Raw genomic sequence first — 20310 nt, forward strand, 5'->3', positions numbered from 1 at the left:
ACCGACCAGATCGGCAGTTATTGAGTGAGTGATTGAAGAAGAGAGTTACTGACTTGACGGGGATAATAAACGACCTTTCGAATCCAGGCACAGAGATTGTTTGTTCCGTTCGGGTTTGACCCTAAGGAAATCTGGGTAACTGAACCGATACTTGTTGCACTAGTATTGGGTGTTAAGCCTTCTCGCGTAAGCACACGATTTGAAGACGAATAACTCATTCCGTGCCGAACGGTGCCTGTACTCGTAACCCCTTGCTTAGTAAAAGAAGCCGTCCCATTGTAACTTTCAGTATCCTGTTGACCTGTTGATCGGATCCCTAAGAAGTTGTTCGCACCATCATAGCCAATAATTCTGGCCGTAACTCTTTGGCCAAGCACCGTTTCAGCAATCCAGGTACCCTGCGAGGGATTAAACCAATTGAGGTTATTTAATAGGCATAAATCACCTGATCTTGTAACCGAACTCGCTGCTGTGGGGATGTACGAGGTTACGAATGCGCCTGATTCGAGTTGAGCACCAAATAAATATAGCCCTTCACCGCCTGACAGATTTGTCGGTGCCTCTTCACCACTTGTACCCACAAGGCAAACTCCTGTCACATTTGTGCCTGTAGCTTCTGTTATGGTTCTGGTTGCCCATATTCTATACCACCCGTTACCAACAGACTGATAACCGTAAGACTGGTAAGAAGATAGGTTTGAGCCACCCCAAGTAAGGGTAGTCAAATTGAACATGGCGTGAGTCCCTGTACTTGCAACCCTAAGGCCGACATAATCGTAGTTATACCGTTTTACGAATGCAGAAACGGTATAGGTTGCACCATTTGTTAGGGTTAGAGACTGTCGAACAAAACAGTGTAGCTTACTGGTATTAGTAGTAAACAAAGCGGCATTAGTTGTGCCTGTAGGAGATACTTCGACATTATCCGTAACAACTGCAACACCACCCCCTTTTGTCCAGGTCCCATTCGCGAAGTTTTCACTGCGCAGAAACAGATTCGTCCTCGACTCCTCAATCAAAATCCCCCTCGCCTGCAACGTAACAGGATCGTAATCAAATCGAGGCTGGTTAGCCGCTACAGTTTCGATTAACCCTGTTGAATTAGTTCGAGTACCGATACTGTTTCGAGTAAATGTCAATCGAGAATCTAATGTCTCCGTATTGGTGAACGACAAATTCAGACTCGGAGTAAACTGGCTGATTGTACCTGACAGCTGGGCCGAACAGGTACCTATATACGTCATCAGGATAAACATCCAGACGACGAGTTTTTTCAGGAAATGCTTCATTATTGTTTCGAGTAGAATCCGTCGAGTTCGGTAGTCGAGCTGGCCACAATGTCGAACACAGTGACACCATCTACAGCGGTGTTGAGATCAACAGTAGCACCGCCAGGGAATCGGATGGCTGCCGGCAGGGTGAGTGTATAGCCTCCGGCTCCTCCCTGCTTGACGCGGAGGTATAGGTGTTTACCAGCTGTGTAGTTCGTCAGGGTAATCGTCGTGTTACCGGTGATTGTAATGTAGTGGTACACGTTGTCCGAGAGGGACATGTCGATCGTGTACGTAGTAGCAACAGAGGTGTTTGTTGTTGTTAGGTTTGAACCACGTACTCCACCAAGAAATGAACCACCCCCGTAACTCTTCAGAAATATAGGAGTAGTACTGTTACCCAAAAACAGCGTATTATTCTGTGTTCCCGTTTCTCCATTACCGGCATCTACACCAAGAAATATATTATTACTTCCAGTAAATCCAGCAGCAACATTTCGACCTGCATTATACCCTAAGAACGTGTTATTGCTTAAAGTTGCATAGATAGAATTAAATCCTGCTGATCTACCTACTGCTGTATTATTGGCACCAGTACTTACTTGTTGAAGTGCTGATTCTCCAATAACTGTATTAAATGCTCCTGTTGTTAGTGCTGTACTGGCACTACTACCTACAATAGTGTTTCCAGCCCCGGTTAATGTTATATTTCCATTGCCACCTAGAAATAAGTTATTAGTGCCCGGAGTTTTAGCTAAATCAACACCTCCTAATGTATATTTCCCTGTTACATCGATGCCAGAAGATGTAGCAATTAAAACATTGGTTCCTGCTTGTTGTAAGCGAACACCAGATGCAGCACCGTTTATAGTAACTAATCCATTCCCTCCATTTGCATTAATTGCAAAGTCACCTCCTGTTGATGCTGCACTTGCATAGCCGATAGTACCTTGATAGGAGCCGTCATTCCCACGTGCAAAATTTATTTGTCCGGCATTATTCGTACTACCGAAATAATGGTTTCGAGTTGTTAGGCTTAGTGAACCGGGACCGCCAATTATGCCATTGGTGTACGTATTGCCTGTAAATTCTGCAATGTTCGTACTAGATACCTGAGTAGTAGAACCGAATGTCCAGCCGCCGTTTTCCTGCATTTTTGAGAATGCATTAACGGCGTTGTTTCTGAATAAAATGCCGCTACTACCAGTTCTGGCACTTAATACCTCAGTAAATACAGTGCCTATTCTTGCACCACCAAATGCCTTTCCTGATATACCGACATTCCCACCTCCATCAGTTGGTGGATAAACATCGTTGCCGACCTGAATAGGCTGATTAAACGTAACAGCTCCCGTACTGATGAAGTTAACAACACCTGCATCGGTGATAGCCATGTAACCCGTGTTGCCGAAATTTCTGAATGCTGTTGTTAGACCTGTTTTCCCTCGGAATATTTGGGAATAAATCTGGTTATCAACCGTTAGGTCCCGACTGAAAAAAGCATCCCGCCAGCGAGTAGTTAAGTTACCGAAGTCGTAGCCATTGTCAACACCTGGGAACAACGAGTTAGCTACCGTGAAATTACCCGTATTAGCCGCTAGATAAATCCCATTGGTGGCCCCGTGTCGAAACACAATACTCCTGTTACCACCAGCCTGTATCGTAATACCAGCCTGAGCTGATGTCTGATCATTGATGACTAGCTGGGTAGCACTACCCCCCATGGCGGCTGTCGTTGCCGTTCCGAGATTCAAGCCACCTACAACGGTGAGGCTGTTGAACTGCCCTGTCGATCCGGCTACAACCAGTGTCTTCCAGGCTGTTGCTACATTAGGACGGTATTCTAGCTTTCCGTTATTTTCCCGAAACCCTACCTGGCTAAATCCAGGCAGACCGGTTAACAACAGGGCCAGTAATACAAGATACTTTTTCATAGTTAAATGTTGGATAGATCGAGTACCAGTGGTTTAAGGCTGGTTGGTGTTTTCTGGTAGGTAGTATCCGTTTCCAGGATATAAACCAGGGTAGCTCGGGTGACCGTCAAGTCAGTGGCATCCTGGAGCGTGGTCACCGTGATCAGACCGGATCCACCTGACTGGTTTTGTTCCAGCTGGTTTATTCGGGCCTGTGCACAGCGTAGCATGTTGGTAAGCTGTGTGGTAGTCATGTAAGGAAGGGTTAACCCAAACGGGCAATTCGGCCCCGTACGGCAAAAGAACCCGCCGGAGGGGTGATAACATCACTAGCGGGGGTATAATCGAGAGCTTTAAGAAAATCGGCTACAAAGCGGTGTCCCACCTGATTGATATGGAGCCCTTCCGCTGACATCTGATTGAGGTTGGGGGCCAGCTGCATGGCGTGGTAAACATCGGCCAGCACACAGTGCTGTTGCCTGGCAACATCAATAGCAGCCTGTACGTAGGCATCCGCTATTTCCCGGGTGGGTGCCTGGGTAACCCCACACTCCCCGACTGAAAATCCCAAATTCGGAAACCAGTAGCCCGTATGAATGACAATGTCTTCCGCCTGCCACCCCTTTTCTATACAGCCCAGTACAGCACGGTTTAAGGTCAATTTAAAATTGGTGGGGTTAAGCAGGTTCGTAATATTGATTAACAGGTCATTGGTTCCGTAGGCTAAAAAGAGTCGGCCATGAGCCGAAGTTTTTTCAGGCACCAGTTCAACGTCAAACCAGGCCCGATTACACCCCAGGGTGGAAACTGTAGACTGCAAACATGCCCCACCCACACCCTGGTTATCTTCGATGCCGTTTCGTTCCGCACATAACAAGCTACTCCACCGATTGGCGTAGCCACCGGCCAGATACCCCTCCGTCATGGAATCTCCAAAAAAGACGGCTATCTTACCTTCAAAGTCAAGTGCTATCATGGGTAAAGGGTCAATTTAGGAGCATACACTTTCCCCGAGTTGTTCATCGACAGCATCAAATACACGTTACCAATCATGGGTGTCAGGGTAAGTATATCGATCCAGGTGATGTTGTCATTAGACTCCTGGAGTTTAACTGCCCCATCAGCTTCCCGGATGATACCCACATAGGTAACTACCGTGTTTTTGACGGTTGTCTGTACGTTGTTTTCCCATCGAAGTATCCGCTGATTACCCTGGAAGTACGATAGTTGAATGGAATCCACAAAGTCAGTATGATTACCAGTGCCGGTGGTACTCAAGCCCAGGATAAAATCAGAATCAGTATTATCGGCTCTCATCCATACCCGACCTTTCTTGCCATCAGGTATAACCTGTTGAGCGGGAGCCGCCGTGTGGTAGGTTGGCCCCGACTGATACGTAATGGTAGTAGCTGTTTCCGTATAAGCATTACCAAACGTCAAAGGAGTTGACGTAGGAATGGTTGGCCCCGAGCCACCCCCTCCGCCCCCAATGACACTTAGGGGATTCGCTGCCGTTCCGACACCAGCAAAGTGTTCCTCGTTAAAGTAGATGGCTGCCTCCTGGAGTTTCTGATCGACAAAACTTTCCAGACTACCTCCCGATGGTATTGATCCCGTACCGGATTCCAGGGCGGCTACACGGGCAGCTAATCGACACAGATCGCGGTGCATGGCGGGTATATCATAAAACGACGGTCGACGGAGATTCATAAAATGATTGGGTGGAGAGAAAGCAATTACCAAATTTGGTAAAAACACCTTCTCATCCACCCTATTTTAGAAAAACCCAAACTGGGAATATAGCCGTTTCAACCTTACCGGCTGTTCTTGAAAACCATCTGAAGGTACTGCAGCTGCTGCTCGGGATTAAGCAGTTTCATCACCTGCCAGAAGGGAGCAAAGATGGATTTATAGAGCTTGTTTTCCAGTTTATAGTCCCCCTGTTGGTACCCAGGGCCTGACCGGTTATACTGATCGTTAAACGTAAAGTTGATCCCCTCCTCCCCGTATTCAACACCCACCAACTGGCCGAGTAATCCTACCGTGGCATCATACGAACGGATCTGGGCTAGCGGGGACTTGACGATCTGCAGGGCCTTGTCCCATGTAAATACCGGTCCCAGATGGCCTGGTACGATATACCAGGGTAAGTACATACCCACATCATCGGCCATCCGACGGGCAAACAACTCCAGGTTCAAAAGGACCACCGACCGGTCTTCATCGTCATCATCCTCGTTGAGCGCATGTAGACCAGCGGCCAGCAATCCCATCATACCAAACACAGCCAGCTCAAAAGTTGTCCGGTACATGGCCGAGCGGAGATCCCCGGTAGCATCTCCGTAGACAAACTGATCGAAGCCTTCCAGGTTTTTACTGAGCCGGCGCCCCGACAGAGCATCCAGAGCACCCGCTGTGGGTCTCAGGGCTACGTTCTTCAGCCCATACCAAGCCAGCTGGGCAATTCCTTTCTGGTCATAGACCTCCTTGTAGAGCTGAGCCAGGTACTGCCGGAAGTAGCCCTCTGTCACGTCCCCCGATTCCCAGTCAAACCGCCGACGGGAAAACCGGCTCCGGAAGCTGGAATAGAGATACTTCTTGAACATCATGGCCATCTTGCCCAGCCATCTTCGCTGGAGCATCCCCTTATCGAGTTTGTTGTAGTGGCCATGCAGTTCCTTATTAACCGAGTGGAGCCGTCTCTGGAAATCCCGCAGTATCTCATCCGAGACCTCACTGGACCAGCTTACTACCTCACCTGGCTGGTGTTCGACCGCTTCCCACAATGATTTACCGGAAGGGAGTTTGTAGCCCCGCATGAGCTGGACCATCGACTGGGTCTGGATCAGGTGTTCGGCTCCCGACTGAGTCCAATACAAGGCTCGGTCCTGCATCTTCTGGGCATTACCGATACGGCTTAATTCCCCAAACTCGTCGATGGCCTCCCCCTGGATGGCATCAAAATACAACGTCAGCTGACCCAGCTTTGACTTTTTATTCAGACTGGGCTCCCGCAGGTCCTTGAAGAAATCCCCGTTCCGCATGGCCGTCCAGTAGTCTCCCATTGCTGCCTTGGCATCGGCCGCCGTCGAGTACCGACCCGAGATCGCTTCACTCCAGTTGGAGAACAGCCCCATCCCTACGTTGCCAAACATGGAGGTTACGTTCCAGGCCAGGGATGTAAAGGAGGCATAACCCATCATTCCCTGAGCCGCCTTGTTAAGATCCAGATTGCCGAAGCCCGGCATATTCAAGAAGGCCTCGTGGGTTTCCTCTCCGTAAACGACATCATCGATAAATTCCAGGAGCTTCTGATTCAGCCGGGGACCCTGGGTCTTGAGTCGGTTGTCAAGACCTTCCAGCAATTTCCGACCCCGGGCTGGTAGCCCTTCCGGGTTGTATTGGGTAGCTGTCCGGGCATTGATGCCCAGTAGAGAATCCCCCGCAACCAGCGTTCGTAGTAACTGTACCTGGGGCTCCAGTTGCCGCATGGACCGGTATTGGTTGGCCCCCATCCGGTAGGCCATTACCGATCGAAACAGATCCATCTCCAGTTTATCCTCGTCAATGAACTGTACGTGACGAACCGGGATCCGCCGGACTGGGTCATTGTTGAGATACTGTTCGACGGCGGGACGCCCGGTTGCCTGATCCGGTTGGTTAAGCTGTAGGTTCTGCCAGTAGTCCAATTTCAATACCCCCCGGAGCCAGTCCCAAAAACCGTCCCACCGGGATTTAGCCAGTTGGGTAGCGGAGGTTTCGATAGCTGCCACCTGGGGTAGGATGCCGTGTTTGAGGCCGACTCCCCCCAGCTTATAACCCGCTCCGTCCCAGGCCGCATAGAGTTTCTGATAATAACCCAACATGGGCTCATCCTGGCGGAGGTTTTGCCAGGCCTGTTTACTGAGTCCGGCAAAGCCCCCCGCTTCCACGTGGTACTGGTCTTTGCGGAGCCGTTGCATGTCCCCGCCCCAGTAAGCATAGCCCACTACGTTCTGATGAGCCGTAGCACTACTAAGGTTAACCCACTCCCATTGCCGGCTTTCCCCAACCTGTTTCTGGACCAGCAGATAGCGGTTAGCCCCATCGTGATAGCCCGCGAGGTTATCAACCCAGTCGGCATTCTTTTTATCCTTCCAGGAAGCAAACAACTTGGCCACATCCTGGTCTTCCCGAATCCGCTGGTAGCTGGTATTGTTCCGCAGGTAATTAGACAGATGCTCGGTTGTGGGCTGGGTAGGCCTGCCCTGCCGGTCCAATACCCCATTCTCGTGGAGTTTCTGTAGCCGCTCGGTACCGGTGACGGTCTCCTGGTGTTCCCCGTAGAACTGGCCAATCAGTGTATTTTTTATGTTCCGGCGGAGCAGGTAGGGTTTGTCTTTGGACCAGGCCCAGTCCTTCAGCACGGGTTCGGTGGTTTTCTGCCCCTTGCGGAAATTATCGAATAACCGGGTACGAATGGCATCATACGCCGGATTACCCTGACGACTAAGCAGGAAGTTAAACAAGGCCCGATCATCCGGCACCCCGTCTTCCTGTGGCATCACGATGTCCCATAGCGCGGATACCCGGCCAGGCAGCTGGTTATAGAAAGCCGTCTGGTGAGCTTCCCATTTGGCCGTATCAAACTCAGTCAGAAAGGCCTTTTTGCGGTGAGCTTTAAGCTGCCTGGTTTCCCCAAAGACCGTAACCGGTATGACTGGGTTGCCCGCTTCGATCCAGGCCTCATCAGCCTCCTGGCCCGATACGTGAGGAACCAGAATAGAGTGAGTCATGGCCTGGTGCTTGTCCCGGATTTCGGAGGCCGACAGCCCCTGACTCTCCCAGCCCAGCTCGTCGCGGACAGCCGAGAGTTTTTGGGCAATTTCTACTGTTTCTCCGTGAGCCTGATAGACCGCATCGGATACAATACTGGCTACACCAGCCAGCACCGGATCGTGGGACTTAACGGCCGCATCGACCCAGGTTTTAACGAAGTCCTCATCCCGGTCGGCATTCCTGAGCAAATCCTTCAGTTTCTTCTTGTCGAGCAGGAAGGCTTCGTCGGGATGGGTTTCATTCGGGTGGTCTTTCTTCCAGGCCTCGATTGTCTTACGAATGTCGGTTTGCCGGCTTTCCAGCGTAGGCCATAACCAGTCTTCTACCAGCTGGTAGTGAATGTCAGTCAATTGGTCCCGCAGCACTCCGTACTTAGCGACAGCCGAATCCAGGATGGTATCAATGGTTCGAATCCGGTAGGTATCAAAGAGTTTCTTGAGGTCTTCGGTAAACTGCTGCCCGTCAGCTACCGTTAGATCCGAAGAGTCGGTACCAAATCGTTCCTGAATTAACCGGAACAGGGCCTCTTCCGAGACAGCCGGCGACGAGAGTAATTCATTGATGGAAGCGACCGATGAAGACAGGAGTTTCCCTTCCAGTAAATCCGTTAGGGCATCCCGGAATTCTGGTCCCAGATTCAGTGTCGAGCGGGCAGACGGCTTGTAGCCCGCTGCTGCCATCTCCTGGCGGAGTTGCACAATCCCGTTAAACAGGTACAGGTAATGCTTGGACTTGCCAATCTGACGGGCTAGTTGTTTGAGCTCATCTACTTTCTCGGAGGCCTCAAGATCCGTGTTAGCCTGTAAGGCTTTAAATCGGGCCAGTACCCCTTTTTGAGGGTCAAAGAAATTCTGGTCGATCTTATCCAGCCAGTTGGTAGTCTCCACCACGTACTTGGACAGCGATTCAGCCATTGCCTCCGTCGTATTATCAGTAAGCTGGGCCACCTGGGCAAAGAGCCGGTTGCTGGTTAGCCGCTTGTCAGGAGACTCAATAGCCCGCTGGGCAATATTCTGGGCGTAGGTCTGTAGGGTAGATTTGAGTCGGGTGAATTTATCCTTGAACCAGTCAGCATGTTCACCGACATATTCAGTCCATTCGTCCTGAATCGACTGTTGGTGATCGGCATTGATCTGATCCGTCAGTAGTGTCTGCAGGTCACGGTCCGAGAGGTCCGCTACAGGGGCGGGCTCGTTGACCTGAATTTGATCGGCTGGACTAGCCAGCGGCCGGACATCGACGGCTAATGCCCAGATGGGATTCCCCTGAGCGTCGGTTCGGGGAATGATCCGCAGGATGTCGTCGAGTACGCCGTGCTCAGCCTGCAGCCGCTGGTTGATCGTCTGGATGAGGGGCTGCTGGCGGGTAAACAAACCCGAAGTGGGATGGCCTACCCGCAGGAATCCCTCTCGCACCGGAAATAGCGGGGAGGTCGTATCCTGGGGATCGACGGCAGCCCGTATTTCCCGGGCTGTGTCGTTGTGGAGTTGACGGAGCCGGCTTAGTTCCGGCCCCGTATAGTGGTTGTCTAAGTAGGGTATTTTACAGGACATCAGGCAGGGGTTGAGCAGTCATTGATCTGCTGGTCAGTATCCGAGAGGGGTGGCTGGGGGGCCATCTCAGCTTTCTGGCTGAGGGCGGTGACGGTTTGCCGGTTTCTTGACAGAGCGACGTATTTGAGAGCGTTCTGTTCGTTGAGGTAGGGCTGGCCTTTGGATTGGATAACCCGGTCGGCCTGGGTATTCTCCAGGTTGTCGTAGTCCACAAAGGTATGACTATAGGTAGACCCTTGTGATTTGTGTACCGTAACTGCGTAACCGTAATCGATATTTTTCTCAAAAACGGCCTTCTGGGGTTCCCGTTCGAAAGGCATCATGCCCGTGGCATCCTTTTCGAAGAGTTCAGGGTGCTGTTTACGAAGCATACCCATCGTCGTCATCTGCCCTCGGAAACTAACCAGATCCTGGGGCATCTGGTAGGTCGAGAAGAAATCATCGAAATCCTTACTGGCCGCCTGCCGGAACTTCCAGGGAACGGACCGGTTGTCGACAAAGGACTTCCAGGCCACCAGCTGGCGAAACAGAGGTATGTTGTCGGGATCCTCCGGGTTGAGTATTGTCACCCGGCTGGGTTTGAGCAAGTCATCCTCCCCCAGCTCCCGCATCAGGGCCTGATCCTCGGGCGTAAACAGGGGCTGCAAGCTGACCTTATAGCCTGACAAAGACACTTTAGGAGCCGGTTGGCCGTCGATCAGAAACGGAATCCGGATTTCTTTCTGGATGTATTCCGATTCAAGAATCTGGTAGTCCATACCATTCTGGACTTCAGGGTTTTCGCCAGACTGGTTGTAGCCCATCAGAATGTCCCCTACTGCATACTCACCCGTCTTACCCTGCACAGTCCGAATCAACCGGTTATAAGCGGCTACCGAGGAATTGGTATAGCTGAGCACTTTGGCAAAAAGAGGGTCCGTCTGGTAGCTGGTCGAGGTAAAGGCCCGCTCCAGAGCCTGCTGGAAGGCATTCCGGTTTTTGGTAAAATACACCCCGTCTCCATTGCTGGCCTTTTGGGTGTACATCGGATACTTCTCGGCCCGGTTCAATAGGTTCTGCCGGATAGTCGTCAAAATACCAAGCTGAGGGTTTTCTGAGGAAATCCGTTTAACCTCCGTCAGCTCAACCCCGTCCTGGGGACCCGTAAACTGTAGGGCATCCGAGAGGGTTGTCTGCCCTACGGGAGGGAGCTGAGCCGGATCCCCCATGAAGATAATGCTGGAGCCTTTCTGGCGGGCCAGCATCATCAGGTCGTCGTAGTCCGAACGGGCAATCATGGACGATTCATCCATAATCAGAATACCATTCTGGGGCATCTTGTTATTCATGCCCAATACCCACTGACCGTCTTCCTTGCGTTTATTGAGAATCTTGGCCATCGTAAACGATTCGGCCCGAATACCACCCCGCAGCATGGACAACTTGAGAATCAACCGGGCTTTGTGGGTAGGGGCTCCCAGCATGATCGGTTTAAAGCCGGATTTCTTATTCTGCCGGAAGTACTGAACAATAAACTTGGAGATTGTCGACTTACCTGTACCGGCATACCCCCGTAAAACGAACTGGGTTTGTCCCGCCTTGATCGCATCGACAGCCGCCTGGAGGGCAGCTCCCTGCTGGGATCCCAGTTCAAAGCCTGTCTCGATTACCGTTCCATCGGTAAAGGTGAACACCGGTCCCGAGGGTGTTTTAGCGGAAGCCGTTTCGGTTTCGGGCTGACCGGCCGTTTGTGGATTCTGCCCATTATTTTCATTATAGGCATCTACAACTTTCTGAACCCGGGCTTTAAACTTGGTATGGGTCTCCCCCGCTCCCTGGTTCAGTAATGCATCAAAGGCCCGGTTGTTTTCGTCGAGGAGTACGTCCACTTTCTGACCATAGTAGTTGTAGGTGACCGTAGTGGTTTTAGGTTCGTCCATTTTAGGAGCTTCCACTACTGGTACTTCCTTCGGCTCAACCGGTTTCCCAACCGTGTTAGCCGTCTTGGTCAGTACGTCCCGAATGGCCTGACGACCCGACTCCTTGAGATCCCGTGAGCCTATACCCGCAAAGTTTTTGGTCAGTGTGGGGGTAACTGTCGGCTCCCAGGTCCGGGTGGCAGGGTTCCAGGTATTCCAGTTCCCCGCCGTCTGGTCAAACACATATACCGGTTTTTTATCCAGTATGGCCCCGTAGATAGCATAGATCGTACCTCGGTCCAGCGGGACATTAGTACGACCCGCCCGGGTACCAAAGCCTTTCGAGATGGCAAAGACAGCGTCCGAATAATACACCTGGCCATAATTTCGATACCGGTAGTGACCGTAACCCCGGTCGACATTTTCCCCAAAGAACTTGTCGATGGTATCAGCTACCTCTTTCCCCCGGGCATAGATAGCTTCATCCAGTGGGGTAGCCTTCCGACCTTTGTTACGTAGGGTCATTGAATCGACCGATCCCTGTCCAGGCTCCCGGTAGTGAATCGACTTTATACCCAGTCGTTCTCCTTCCAGATCCCAGGCCTCATCAGCCCCCTGAGCCCCACCACTGTGGTTGACAAAGTCTGTTAATACCGCATCCACAGTAGGAACCGGAGTTGTGGGGACCTCCACCAGATCTGTTCCTAACACACTCCGGTAATAGTTACGGATGGGCTCCCCACCTGGTGACTGAATCCAGTGTCGAAGTAGCTTTCGGGACTCTTCCATCGGCTGGGGATCCGTAGTGACTGGACTCACGGCCCGTACTCCCAGTGGAACACTCTGCAGATAAACCGCCCGGTACCCTTTTGCTAGTTCACTACCAGCTGCATCGGCTTTTTGCTGACTGCCAGCCGTATCGTAGTAGCGGAATAGCTCGTATACCCGATCTCTATAGGTAATGGTTCGGGGGAAAGCGACACCCTCCACATCACCCCGCAGACCCAGGCTGTTGATCAATGGTACTTTCTGGTTTTCGTTTTCGGCCGCTATCAGGGGGTTCATGTCAAAAGCCAGCATCGAGGGCCGGGTTTTACCCCGCAGATTCATGGGCTGCCCGTCCATACTGTAACCCGTCAACATCTTGTAGGCTTCCACCTTTTTGGCTAGTTCCGAATCGGCACGGGGTAGCCGGGTTTTCTGTAGCAGGGGTATGTAGCCGGCGTGGAGTTTCACCCGGTTGAGCAACTGATCTTCGTAGACCTCATTGGGTTTGCCCGTAATAGAAGCCAGGCTCCCTGTTTCCATAAACCGGTTCAGCATCTGGCTCAGATCCGAGAACATGGCCGTATGAAAGATCTTGGAAATACTACCCATCCGAAACTGCCCCCCATCCTTCATCATAAAATAGTAGAACAGCTGGTGGGCCAGGCGGGGGCCTACATACCCCTCTTCGGCCGTATTCTTATACTGATATAGATCAACGAAGGCATCCATCAACCCCTCCTGCTCTTCGGGCCGGAGTTTGGCAATCGAGTCGAACTTGAGTGTATCAACCCCGTCGGCCTCCGAGCCGAACTGACTGATGACCTTACGGAATAGTAGGTTTCCCCGTAACGGATGCTGAAAAGGTATTCCGGTATCGGCTTCCGCTACCAGACCCGGCTCCAGCTCTGTTCGGTAAAAATCCGACCAGGCCCGGGCCATCGTGGGTTCGTCTCCCGTTTGGAAAACCAGACTGGCTTTAAAACTCGTCGATGGATGGGCCGGTGAATCCTGCTGGCTCAGCCAGTGACTGTAGAGGGTAGTCAGTAGGTAACTCTCCACGTCATCGGCAACTCGTTCCCGGTCGGTCGTTGACAAATAGCCCAACTGCCCCTCAAGCCGTTGCTGGAAGCCGACAAAGGCGGGTGTTCGGCGGAGGAACAACTGCTGCTGAAGGGCCTGCTGACCGGGAAGAATCCGGCGGATGTAGTTGTGCAGCTGGGCCGCTTTTTGCTTATTTACCGGCGCTTCCAGGGCATCGGCTACCCAGACGGCACGGCTGTTTTTATACTCCTCATAATCCTCCCGCAGGCTGCCGTCCTGGTTGTAGCCGAGGTTAGCCCGGCTGGTAACCAGGTTATCAAAACTAGCCATATCCGAGCCGAAGCCTTTCTTGAGTTTGACAAACCGGGTTAGATCCGACAGATGATTATTCATCGTTTCCAGGTTGACATAGTCAAACAGGATCTGAGCTTCCAGGCCCGGATTACCCAGTGGGTTCACGCCCAGCTGTTGATAGTCTGTAGCGGGCACCGACGTTCCAGCCCGGTTGGCCAGCAGTAGGCCGGTTAGCTGATCAGTCGTATAGGTCAGCTCATGGTCCTGGAAGGGAGTATCCCCCAGTAGCTCGGATAACAGTTTCTGACGGCTCTGTATCCGTAGACTGGATTCAGAGTCTCGCAGGACGGCATAGTCCTTAAGTCGGGAAGCCTGTAGATACCGTTGTATCACCGGTTGGTTGACAAACAGCAGGGCCTCTTTCAACGAATACTGCCCCGTGGCAATGAGCTGGATAACCACCCCCTGAGAGGAGTCAGTCAGACCGAAAAAGGCATTGAGCTGCTCCTTGGCCTCGTCGGTATCCGCCGTGATGATCGTCGAAATCAAATCGAAGACCCGGGTCATCCGGCTGGGATCCGTAGCGTCTTTGGTCATGGGCTGAAACAGAGCCCCACCCCGGGCCAGCGCCTGGGTTTTAAACCCGTTCAGCCGGGGTAAAAAGTTTGGGTTGATCACCACACCCAGATCCATAGCCCGGATCAGCGTCAGGTTCCCGTTTACCCCGATACCGATTAACCCTTTTCCCGTCATATTACCCCGGTGAACCCGGCTGTGGGCACCAAACCAGTGCAGGGCAATGGGCTGGCTGGTCTGCCCAAACAAACTGTGCTTACGGCCTTCCGTATCCGTATAGGCACTATCCTTCAATTCATTAAGGGCATCTAAACTAGCTGGTGTATTGTAGATGGCGTCACCATCCAGACCACCCAGTGTCTGGGTATTAACCAGCGCCTGCTGCTGAAGAGCCAGTAACTGGTTGTTGACCCAACCATTGTTGAGTAGGTTCCCTCCTTTTTCCAGCCAGTCGGTAACGTTAGTCGGCAAACCAAACTCGGCCATAATTATATTCTCCTGCTGGCGAATTAAGGAGGACAACTCCCGGGTGGGCTCCAGCAGCTGCCGGCGGACATCGTTCAATATCGACAGCGTCTGGTAGGCATCCCGTTTGTCGGCCGAGAGGGCAAACAAAAACTGTCGATCGTCCCGATCCAGTTCACCATCCAGATCCAGCAGCCGGGTCATGGACTCTTTTATCTGTTGGATTTCCTGATAACCGGCCTGACTGGCTCCTTTGATCTGATCCAGTTGAAACCGGAAGTCAGCCACCCGTTGTTGTAGGGTCTGGTACAAGGGGGTGTCCAGCAGGGCTTTTTTCCGTAGACTGGTCAACACCTTGGTATGGGAAAAAACATACTTCCGGTAGTCTTCGTAATTACCCTCATCGGTGGGCTGGGTACCGTAGGCTACGAATTGACCGGCTTTCCAATACCCTTCCGTTTTTAAGGTGTACTCTTTATCCACGTCAAAGTCACCCCCCGACAGTTCCACAACCTCAGCTGGCAGAATGATCGATGAGCCCAGGTAGTGAGGCAAGGCATCGACCCACTCCATGTTCATGGCCGAGTGCTTATCCTGGGAAGGAATCCGGATACCGACCATATCCCGAAGGGCCTCTTCCCGGCCCGTCATCCGGGCTTCCCAAGGCGGCAACAGCATTTCCGAGAAATAGCCTGTAACAGCGCCAGCCTCCCAGCGAGGCTTGACATGTCGTAGCCGGTCGATAATATACGGATTACCCGATTCGATAGCCTGCCGGGCAGTAATATACCAATCCCCGCTCTGTTCAGATTCCGTGCCTGCCCAGCTGGCATTCAGCTTGCCGTCTGTATAGGTATGGAAAAACCGTTTATCGGACAACTCAGTAGTTTGTATTCCCGACATACTCAGCCGGTAGTAATCCGGATCATCTTCCCGAATGACATCCCAACTGATATGGGGCCGGCCCTGACTATCCAAAACGGGTTGACCACTGGCATCGGTAACGTAGCGGAGTTTCTTGAGCAGCTTGTGCCCGTAGGAGCTCACGTGAGCCGGGGCATCACCTGCCCGCTTGTGGCTCAGTACCTCTTTGGTGAAATGAGAAAAGAACTGGGCTACGAACTTATCGCGGCTCAGGGGCATATTCAGATTGAATTGCCGGGCGGGGTCGAAAAATTCGACGAGTTGTTTATCCCCTCCCGAAGCCAGCAGACCCTGCACCGCTTTTTCCTTGAAGCGGTCGAGCCGGATTTCCAGCTCCCCGTTCACCTCCCCCGTCACCAGCGTTTTCCAGGCCAGCTCGTAGGCATTTTTATCCCGAGCCGTCTGCAGCTGCTGCCAGAGTTTGCCCACTTCCAACGCTTTAATGGGTTTGCCCTGGTAGTGAACCACCAGTTCCCCTTTCAGCTCGTTGAGGGTAATTTCCAGCATCTGGGTCGGATCGACAATCTTGGTTTTACCAGAAGGGTTGTCAGTCTGCAGCCCGTAAAAATTGGCATCGATCAAATTGACGTGGTGGCTGGATGCCCGGCCGAAGTCGAGCTGCCCGTCTTTAGCCCGAACTACATTCGGCGTCAGCATCTTGGAGGCAGAGACGGGCATCACCAGGTCGATACCAGCCTGGGGACCACCGTAGGTCCAACCCTGGTCGGTTTGGGTCCAGCCTTCCATACGGAGCCGCATCTGGTGCAGTTCTTTTTTGTTAGGCTTTTCCACCCAGAGTCGGTACTGCCAGTTGCCTGCTTCATCCTGCCAGGCCGACACATCCCCATCCTGGGAGCGGCTACCGGGCTGAATGCTGTACAGGGTTTGGAACCCCGTCGGCAACCGTCCTCCCCGGCGGGCAAATTCATCGGCCGAAATCACCACCGGTAAAGAAGTCATCTGCCGGCTTAGCAGTGTATCCGACTTTTTGAGGTATTTCTGCCCATCGGCCCCTACCGTTTTGATCGAGTTAAAAATGACATCATTGTCGTACATCTGCTGAATCTCCTCGGTCGACAGGGGCTGGCCCGTCTGGATCTTGTCCAGCATCCGGGCATGCGGTACCGACAACCGGGCCTGCCCCCAGAGGGCATACCGGTAGCCATCAACAGTGGTCCAGTTCTGGGCATCGGCAAACTTGATGTTGTCACCCGTCAGGTCCGATTTCAGCACGGGCTCGTCGGTGACGATATAGCGGAAATGGGTAAGGGGCCGGGTGATGCCTAGTTCCGGAGCCGTCAGTTGGGAGGCAAACGCCCCGATGGCCGCATTTCGGCCCTTGAACCGTTTGAACATATCACCCCCGTCATTTTTATAGGTCAGGGCCGGATCGCCATGTACCATGCCATTGAGGGCGTGGGTGTTCAGAAAATCAGACAGCAGCTTGCTGTAGAGGTTTTCTTTCAGGACCGCTTCATCCCAGCTCCAGCCGGTGATTTCCTTGGTTTTGGGATCCCGAATGACGCTACCCGCCGTTACCATACCCGTCTCGGCATCTCCTTCCAGAAAGGAGCGGTGAAGCAGCAGATCATCCTGGCCCAACACGCCATTTTCCAGCAGGATCTGCCACTGGGCATCCAGGGCTGTTTGAACACCTTCCTGCAGCCAGCTTTCCAGCTGGGTCAGCTCCTCAAAGGGAACACCCCGCATGGCAGCCAGTACCAGGTTGTTGGTAACCTGTTCAGCACTAGGCGCCTGATCCCGGAAACCAAGGGCCGTCATTCGACTGCTGCCCGCCAGTGCCCGTACTGAATCTGAGAACTCCAGTGCCCGAAAACCTTTCTTGGGCAAATACAATGTCTGTTCAGGCTGGGTTTCGGACAGGGCTGGCAAGGTGACAGCTTTAAAGTCTGTTGCCTTACCGGTATTGTAACTTTCGTACTGCTCGGAAAGTCGGCTGGGGTCAAACTCAACGGCTTCCAGCTGTCGGTAGACGCGGGCAATCCGTTCGTATTCGGGCCGGATCGTTTGCTTGAATAGTGTCAGGGCCTGCTTCGAGAGCTGACCTCGGCTATAGAGATTCTTTAGATAAGGCAGCAAGACAAAGTCAGCCGTCCGGCTGGTCTCCAGATTGCCCAGGTAAACGGGCCGCAGACTCAGCCCCGCTCCGTTTTCCGATTGGGTAAAGAAGCTATTGAGTCGGTAGAGGTCAAATTCCCGGTCCGACATACTACCAAACGAGATGCCGTCACTGGCCGCCTGGTTGTAATCCCGGACCATTCGTTCTTTGCCATCCTCCTTGTAAGATTGCTGGCGGAGACCGTCGGCAGAGAAATGGATCATCTTGGACCGCATGGCCTGATAGGCAGGATCCCGGGCCAGTTTGTCCAGAAGCCAGTTCTGCTGATAGAACCCCAGGTCCTCACTCAAATAATGAGTAAACCCGTCGGGGTCCTGCCGGAGTACGGTTCGGTAGCCTTCCAATAGAGAGTTCCAGTAATCGAGGCCATCGGCATCCACCAGGTAGCGAAAGAACTGAAGGTGAAACGTTTTGGCCTGGTGGGCGTAAATGGTTTTTCCTTCCGCATTCTTGTAGTTGGACTCCATAGCCGACTCATCAAACCGGGCATTACCTTTGGCCAGGTTACGTAACCGGCTCACCATCCCTCCTTTTTCGTCACTGGTCCGGGAAAACGGATCACCTCCCTGCCGCAGCTGGTCGGCCAGCGCCTTGAGGAAAGGGCGGCTGAGGAGTTGGTTTTTCTCCAGATTCGTCATGGCCAACAGACTGGCATCGGCCGACGAGAGTTCCGCTTCGGGGAGCTTGGAGGCAGCCAGTACCGAATACCGAACGTAATCACTACTTAACCGGATACCCAGCTTGTCGAGCAACTGAACCAGTTGCCGGCTGCGGGTGGCTACCTGCCCACTGGCGGACACGGCTACGTCCATATCAGCCAGCTGGTCTACCAGAGCTGGGTCAGGGGTTGCCTGTTGATGGAAGGCGGATGCCCAGGCCGACACCTGGGTTAAATCCACCCGGTTGGTATTGGCATTAAAAAGTTCACCGTGTAGGGTCTCAGGATCAAAGAGCATGACCATGTTCTGGCGAACCCAGAGATCAAAACCCTTCAGCACCCGGTTGAGCTTTATTTTGGCCGGGGTGGCCAGAATACGGTTGAGGTCCGTATCGGCCTGCGGGTTATGAACCGACAGCTGTCCGGCCAGGATGGCATCAATCAGTTGCTGACGGCTAAGGGTAGCCCCCTGGGCCATATCATCCACCAATCGGTCGACAAAGGCCCGGGTGTCCTCATTACCCGATAACTGAGAAAATTGGATCAGCCCTCTCAGCCGGCTTTCGTCCGAGCGGGTATTGCCCAGGCTACGGGCCAGGGCATAATAGATCTTTCCGGCATCGACGGCCTGACGAACGGGTATATCCTGAAAGCCGCCCGTGGGCAACTGAATACGGTGAATCCGGGGATTACCCTGCCCGTCCAGTACCGGACGGCCCACCGTAGCAATGTATTGTTTGAGCCAGCTCGATAGTCCCTGGGGACCTACCTCGTTGGCTGCCTGCTCGAATCGGTCGAACTCAGAGGCTCCCCCATCGGTATCTTCATCGGTCTCAGCGGCCAGCTCCTGGTAGGATTTCATTCGGTCCAGGTAGGCCTGCACATCGGCAACGATCAGCGGATACTGGGCGTTGGCAACCGTGGTTTTACTGGCACCAAACCCACGGCTCATGGTTGGTCGTAGTTGTTCGGCAATCAGCTTGTCCTTGGGTGTATCACTCGACTGGTAATACGAAGCCCAGGTGGACAGGGCTGCTTCGATCCGACCCGCTTCAGAAAGATTTGGGAAGGCCGAGGTGTCCAGGGCCAATAGGCCAATGTTCCAGATCAATTGCTGGGATTCGGTAGAGGACATGGTATGCCCGTCTGCCCCCAATTCGATGAGCCGGGTGGCAGGAACGGTATCGTAGTCGGAGCTGGTCAGGATACGCGCTTTAGCATACTGTCCCTGGGCGATCTTGTCAAAAAGAAGCTCGGCCTTCTCCCGGTTTTTGTCGTAATAACCCAGTATCTTATTCAGGTACCGGTAAAGGTTAGTAAACAGCCTGGCTACAGCCCGGGCCGTTCCCACACCTAAATAGGGTTTGAGTTGTTCTGTTAGTTTCCGTTGTAGGTTGTTGTCGGCTAGATCCATATAAGATCCGTAGGCCATACGAGAGACGAACAGACGAGCCAGTTCCTCCTCGTATAGCCGGTTCAATCCCGCTTCTTTGGAAAGAGCCTCGTAGGTTTTTGGGTAGACTGCCCGAGTAGTCTGGTAATGGTTTTCCAGACTACCCATTCCCCAGGTTGACAGCCGACTTTCCAGCAGGGCTTTACCGACTCGTAAATATTCCGATTTTTCATCGGCTGGTATCAAACTACCGAATATCGCGTGGAAGCTCTCTTCCCAGACCTCGTCCCGGCGGATAGCTTTGCCGAAGTATAGGGCATTCTTCCAGAAGGCCGCCGACGTTTCGGGCGGAACCATGGCCGCTATCTCCGAGAGCTCACCCACCCGGAACTGATCCGGGTCGATGAGTTCGGCCATCATCTGCTTGGCCTCGTCCAACTGAAGAGCCGGACGGGTTAGATGGTTCCGCCAGGTTTGGTAGTCTGGCAGTAACCCATCGTGCAGAATCAGTTGGTTATATGTTTCCTGGAGACCAACCTGGGCAGTCCATAACTGAATATCCGGGTGGTTCAAATTTAAACAATCCATTCGTGGGTGG

Annotated in this window: 7 protein-coding genes; all 7 read right to left on the reverse strand. The window is 52.8% G+C overall.

The features are described 5' to 3' along the window. Nucleotides 1-17: 17 nt before the first annotated feature. The 7 genes from GK108_RS12545 to GK108_RS12575 all read right to left on the reverse strand — a co-directional run bounded on the left by GK108_RS12545 (nt 18) and on the right by GK108_RS12575 (nt 20300). Nucleotides 18-1289, reverse strand: coding sequence for a phage head spike fiber domain-containing protein (locus GK108_RS12545; protein WP_163948250.1), 1272 nt, complete (start codon nt 1287-1289; stop codon nt 18-20). Beyond that, complete coding sequence (locus GK108_RS12550) at nt 1289-3205, reverse strand: beta strand repeat-containing protein (RefSeq protein WP_163948256.1); 1917 nt, start codon at nt 3203-3205, stop codon at nt 1289-1291. Before GK108_RS12550 ends, GK108_RS12545 begins: the two co-directional genes overlap by 1 nt. Before the next feature lie 2 nt (nt 3206-3207). After that, a complete protein-coding gene (locus GK108_RS12555) occupies nt 3208-3438 on the reverse strand; it encodes a hypothetical protein (protein WP_163948259.1) in 231 nt (76 codons plus the stop codon). Nucleotides 3439-3449: 11 nt separating this feature from the next. Continuing rightward, nucleotides 3450-4160: an SGNH/GDSL hydrolase family protein gene (locus tag GK108_RS12560; protein ID WP_163948261.1), complete on the reverse strand. Its 711-nt coding sequence runs from the start codon at nt 4158-4160 to the stop codon at nt 3450-3452. Next, the gene (locus GK108_RS12565) at nt 4157-4894 is read right to left on the reverse strand and encodes a hypothetical protein (protein ID WP_163948264.1); all 738 of its coding nucleotides are present in this window, start codon (nt 4892-4894) and stop codon (nt 4157-4159) included. The genes GK108_RS12560 and GK108_RS12565 overlap by 4 nt, the downstream gene beginning before the upstream one ends. A 104-nt stretch (nt 4895-4998) precedes the next feature. Next, a complete protein-coding gene (locus GK108_RS12570) occupies nt 4999-9555 on the reverse strand; it encodes a hypothetical protein (protein ID WP_163948267.1) in 4557 nt (1518 codons plus the stop codon). Next, a complete protein-coding gene (locus tag GK108_RS12575; RefSeq protein ID WP_163948270.1) occupies nt 9555-20300 on the reverse strand; it encodes an AAA family ATPase in 10746 nt (3581 codons plus the stop codon). The genes GK108_RS12570 and GK108_RS12575 overlap by 1 nt, the downstream gene beginning before the upstream one ends. Nucleotides 20301-20310 lie beyond the last annotated feature (10 nt).

The organism is Spirosoma terrae, from assembly GCF_010435915.1.
Classification (GTDB): Bacteria; Bacteroidota; Bacteroidia; order Cytophagales; family Spirosomataceae; genus Spirosoma; species Spirosoma terrae.

Coding starts and splice junctions, on each gene's coding strand:
- GK108_RS12545 (WP_163948250.1), bottom strand. CDS start 1,289: ATGAAGCATTTCCTGAAAAAACTCGTCGTCTGGATGTTTATCCTGATG.
- GK108_RS12550 (WP_163948256.1), bottom strand. CDS start 3,205: ATGAAAAAGTATCTTGTATTACTGGCCCTGTTGTTAACCGGTCTGCCT.
- GK108_RS12555 (WP_163948259.1), bottom strand. CDS start 3,438: ATGACTACCACACAGCTTACCAACATGCTACGCTGTGCACAGGCCCGA.
- GK108_RS12560 (WP_163948261.1), bottom strand. CDS start 4,160: ATGATAGCACTTGACTTTGAAGGTAAGATAGCCGTCTTTTTTGGAGAT.
- GK108_RS12565 (WP_163948264.1), bottom strand. CDS start 4,894: ATGAATCTCCGTCGACCGTCGTTTTATGATATACCCGCCATGCACCGC.
- GK108_RS12570 (WP_163948267.1), bottom strand. CDS start 9,555: ATGTCCTGTAAAATACCCTACTTAGACAACCACTATACGGGGCCGGAA.
- GK108_RS12575 (WP_163948270.1), bottom strand. CDS start 20,300: ATGGATTGTTTAAATTTGAACCACCCGGATATTCAGTTATGGACTGCC.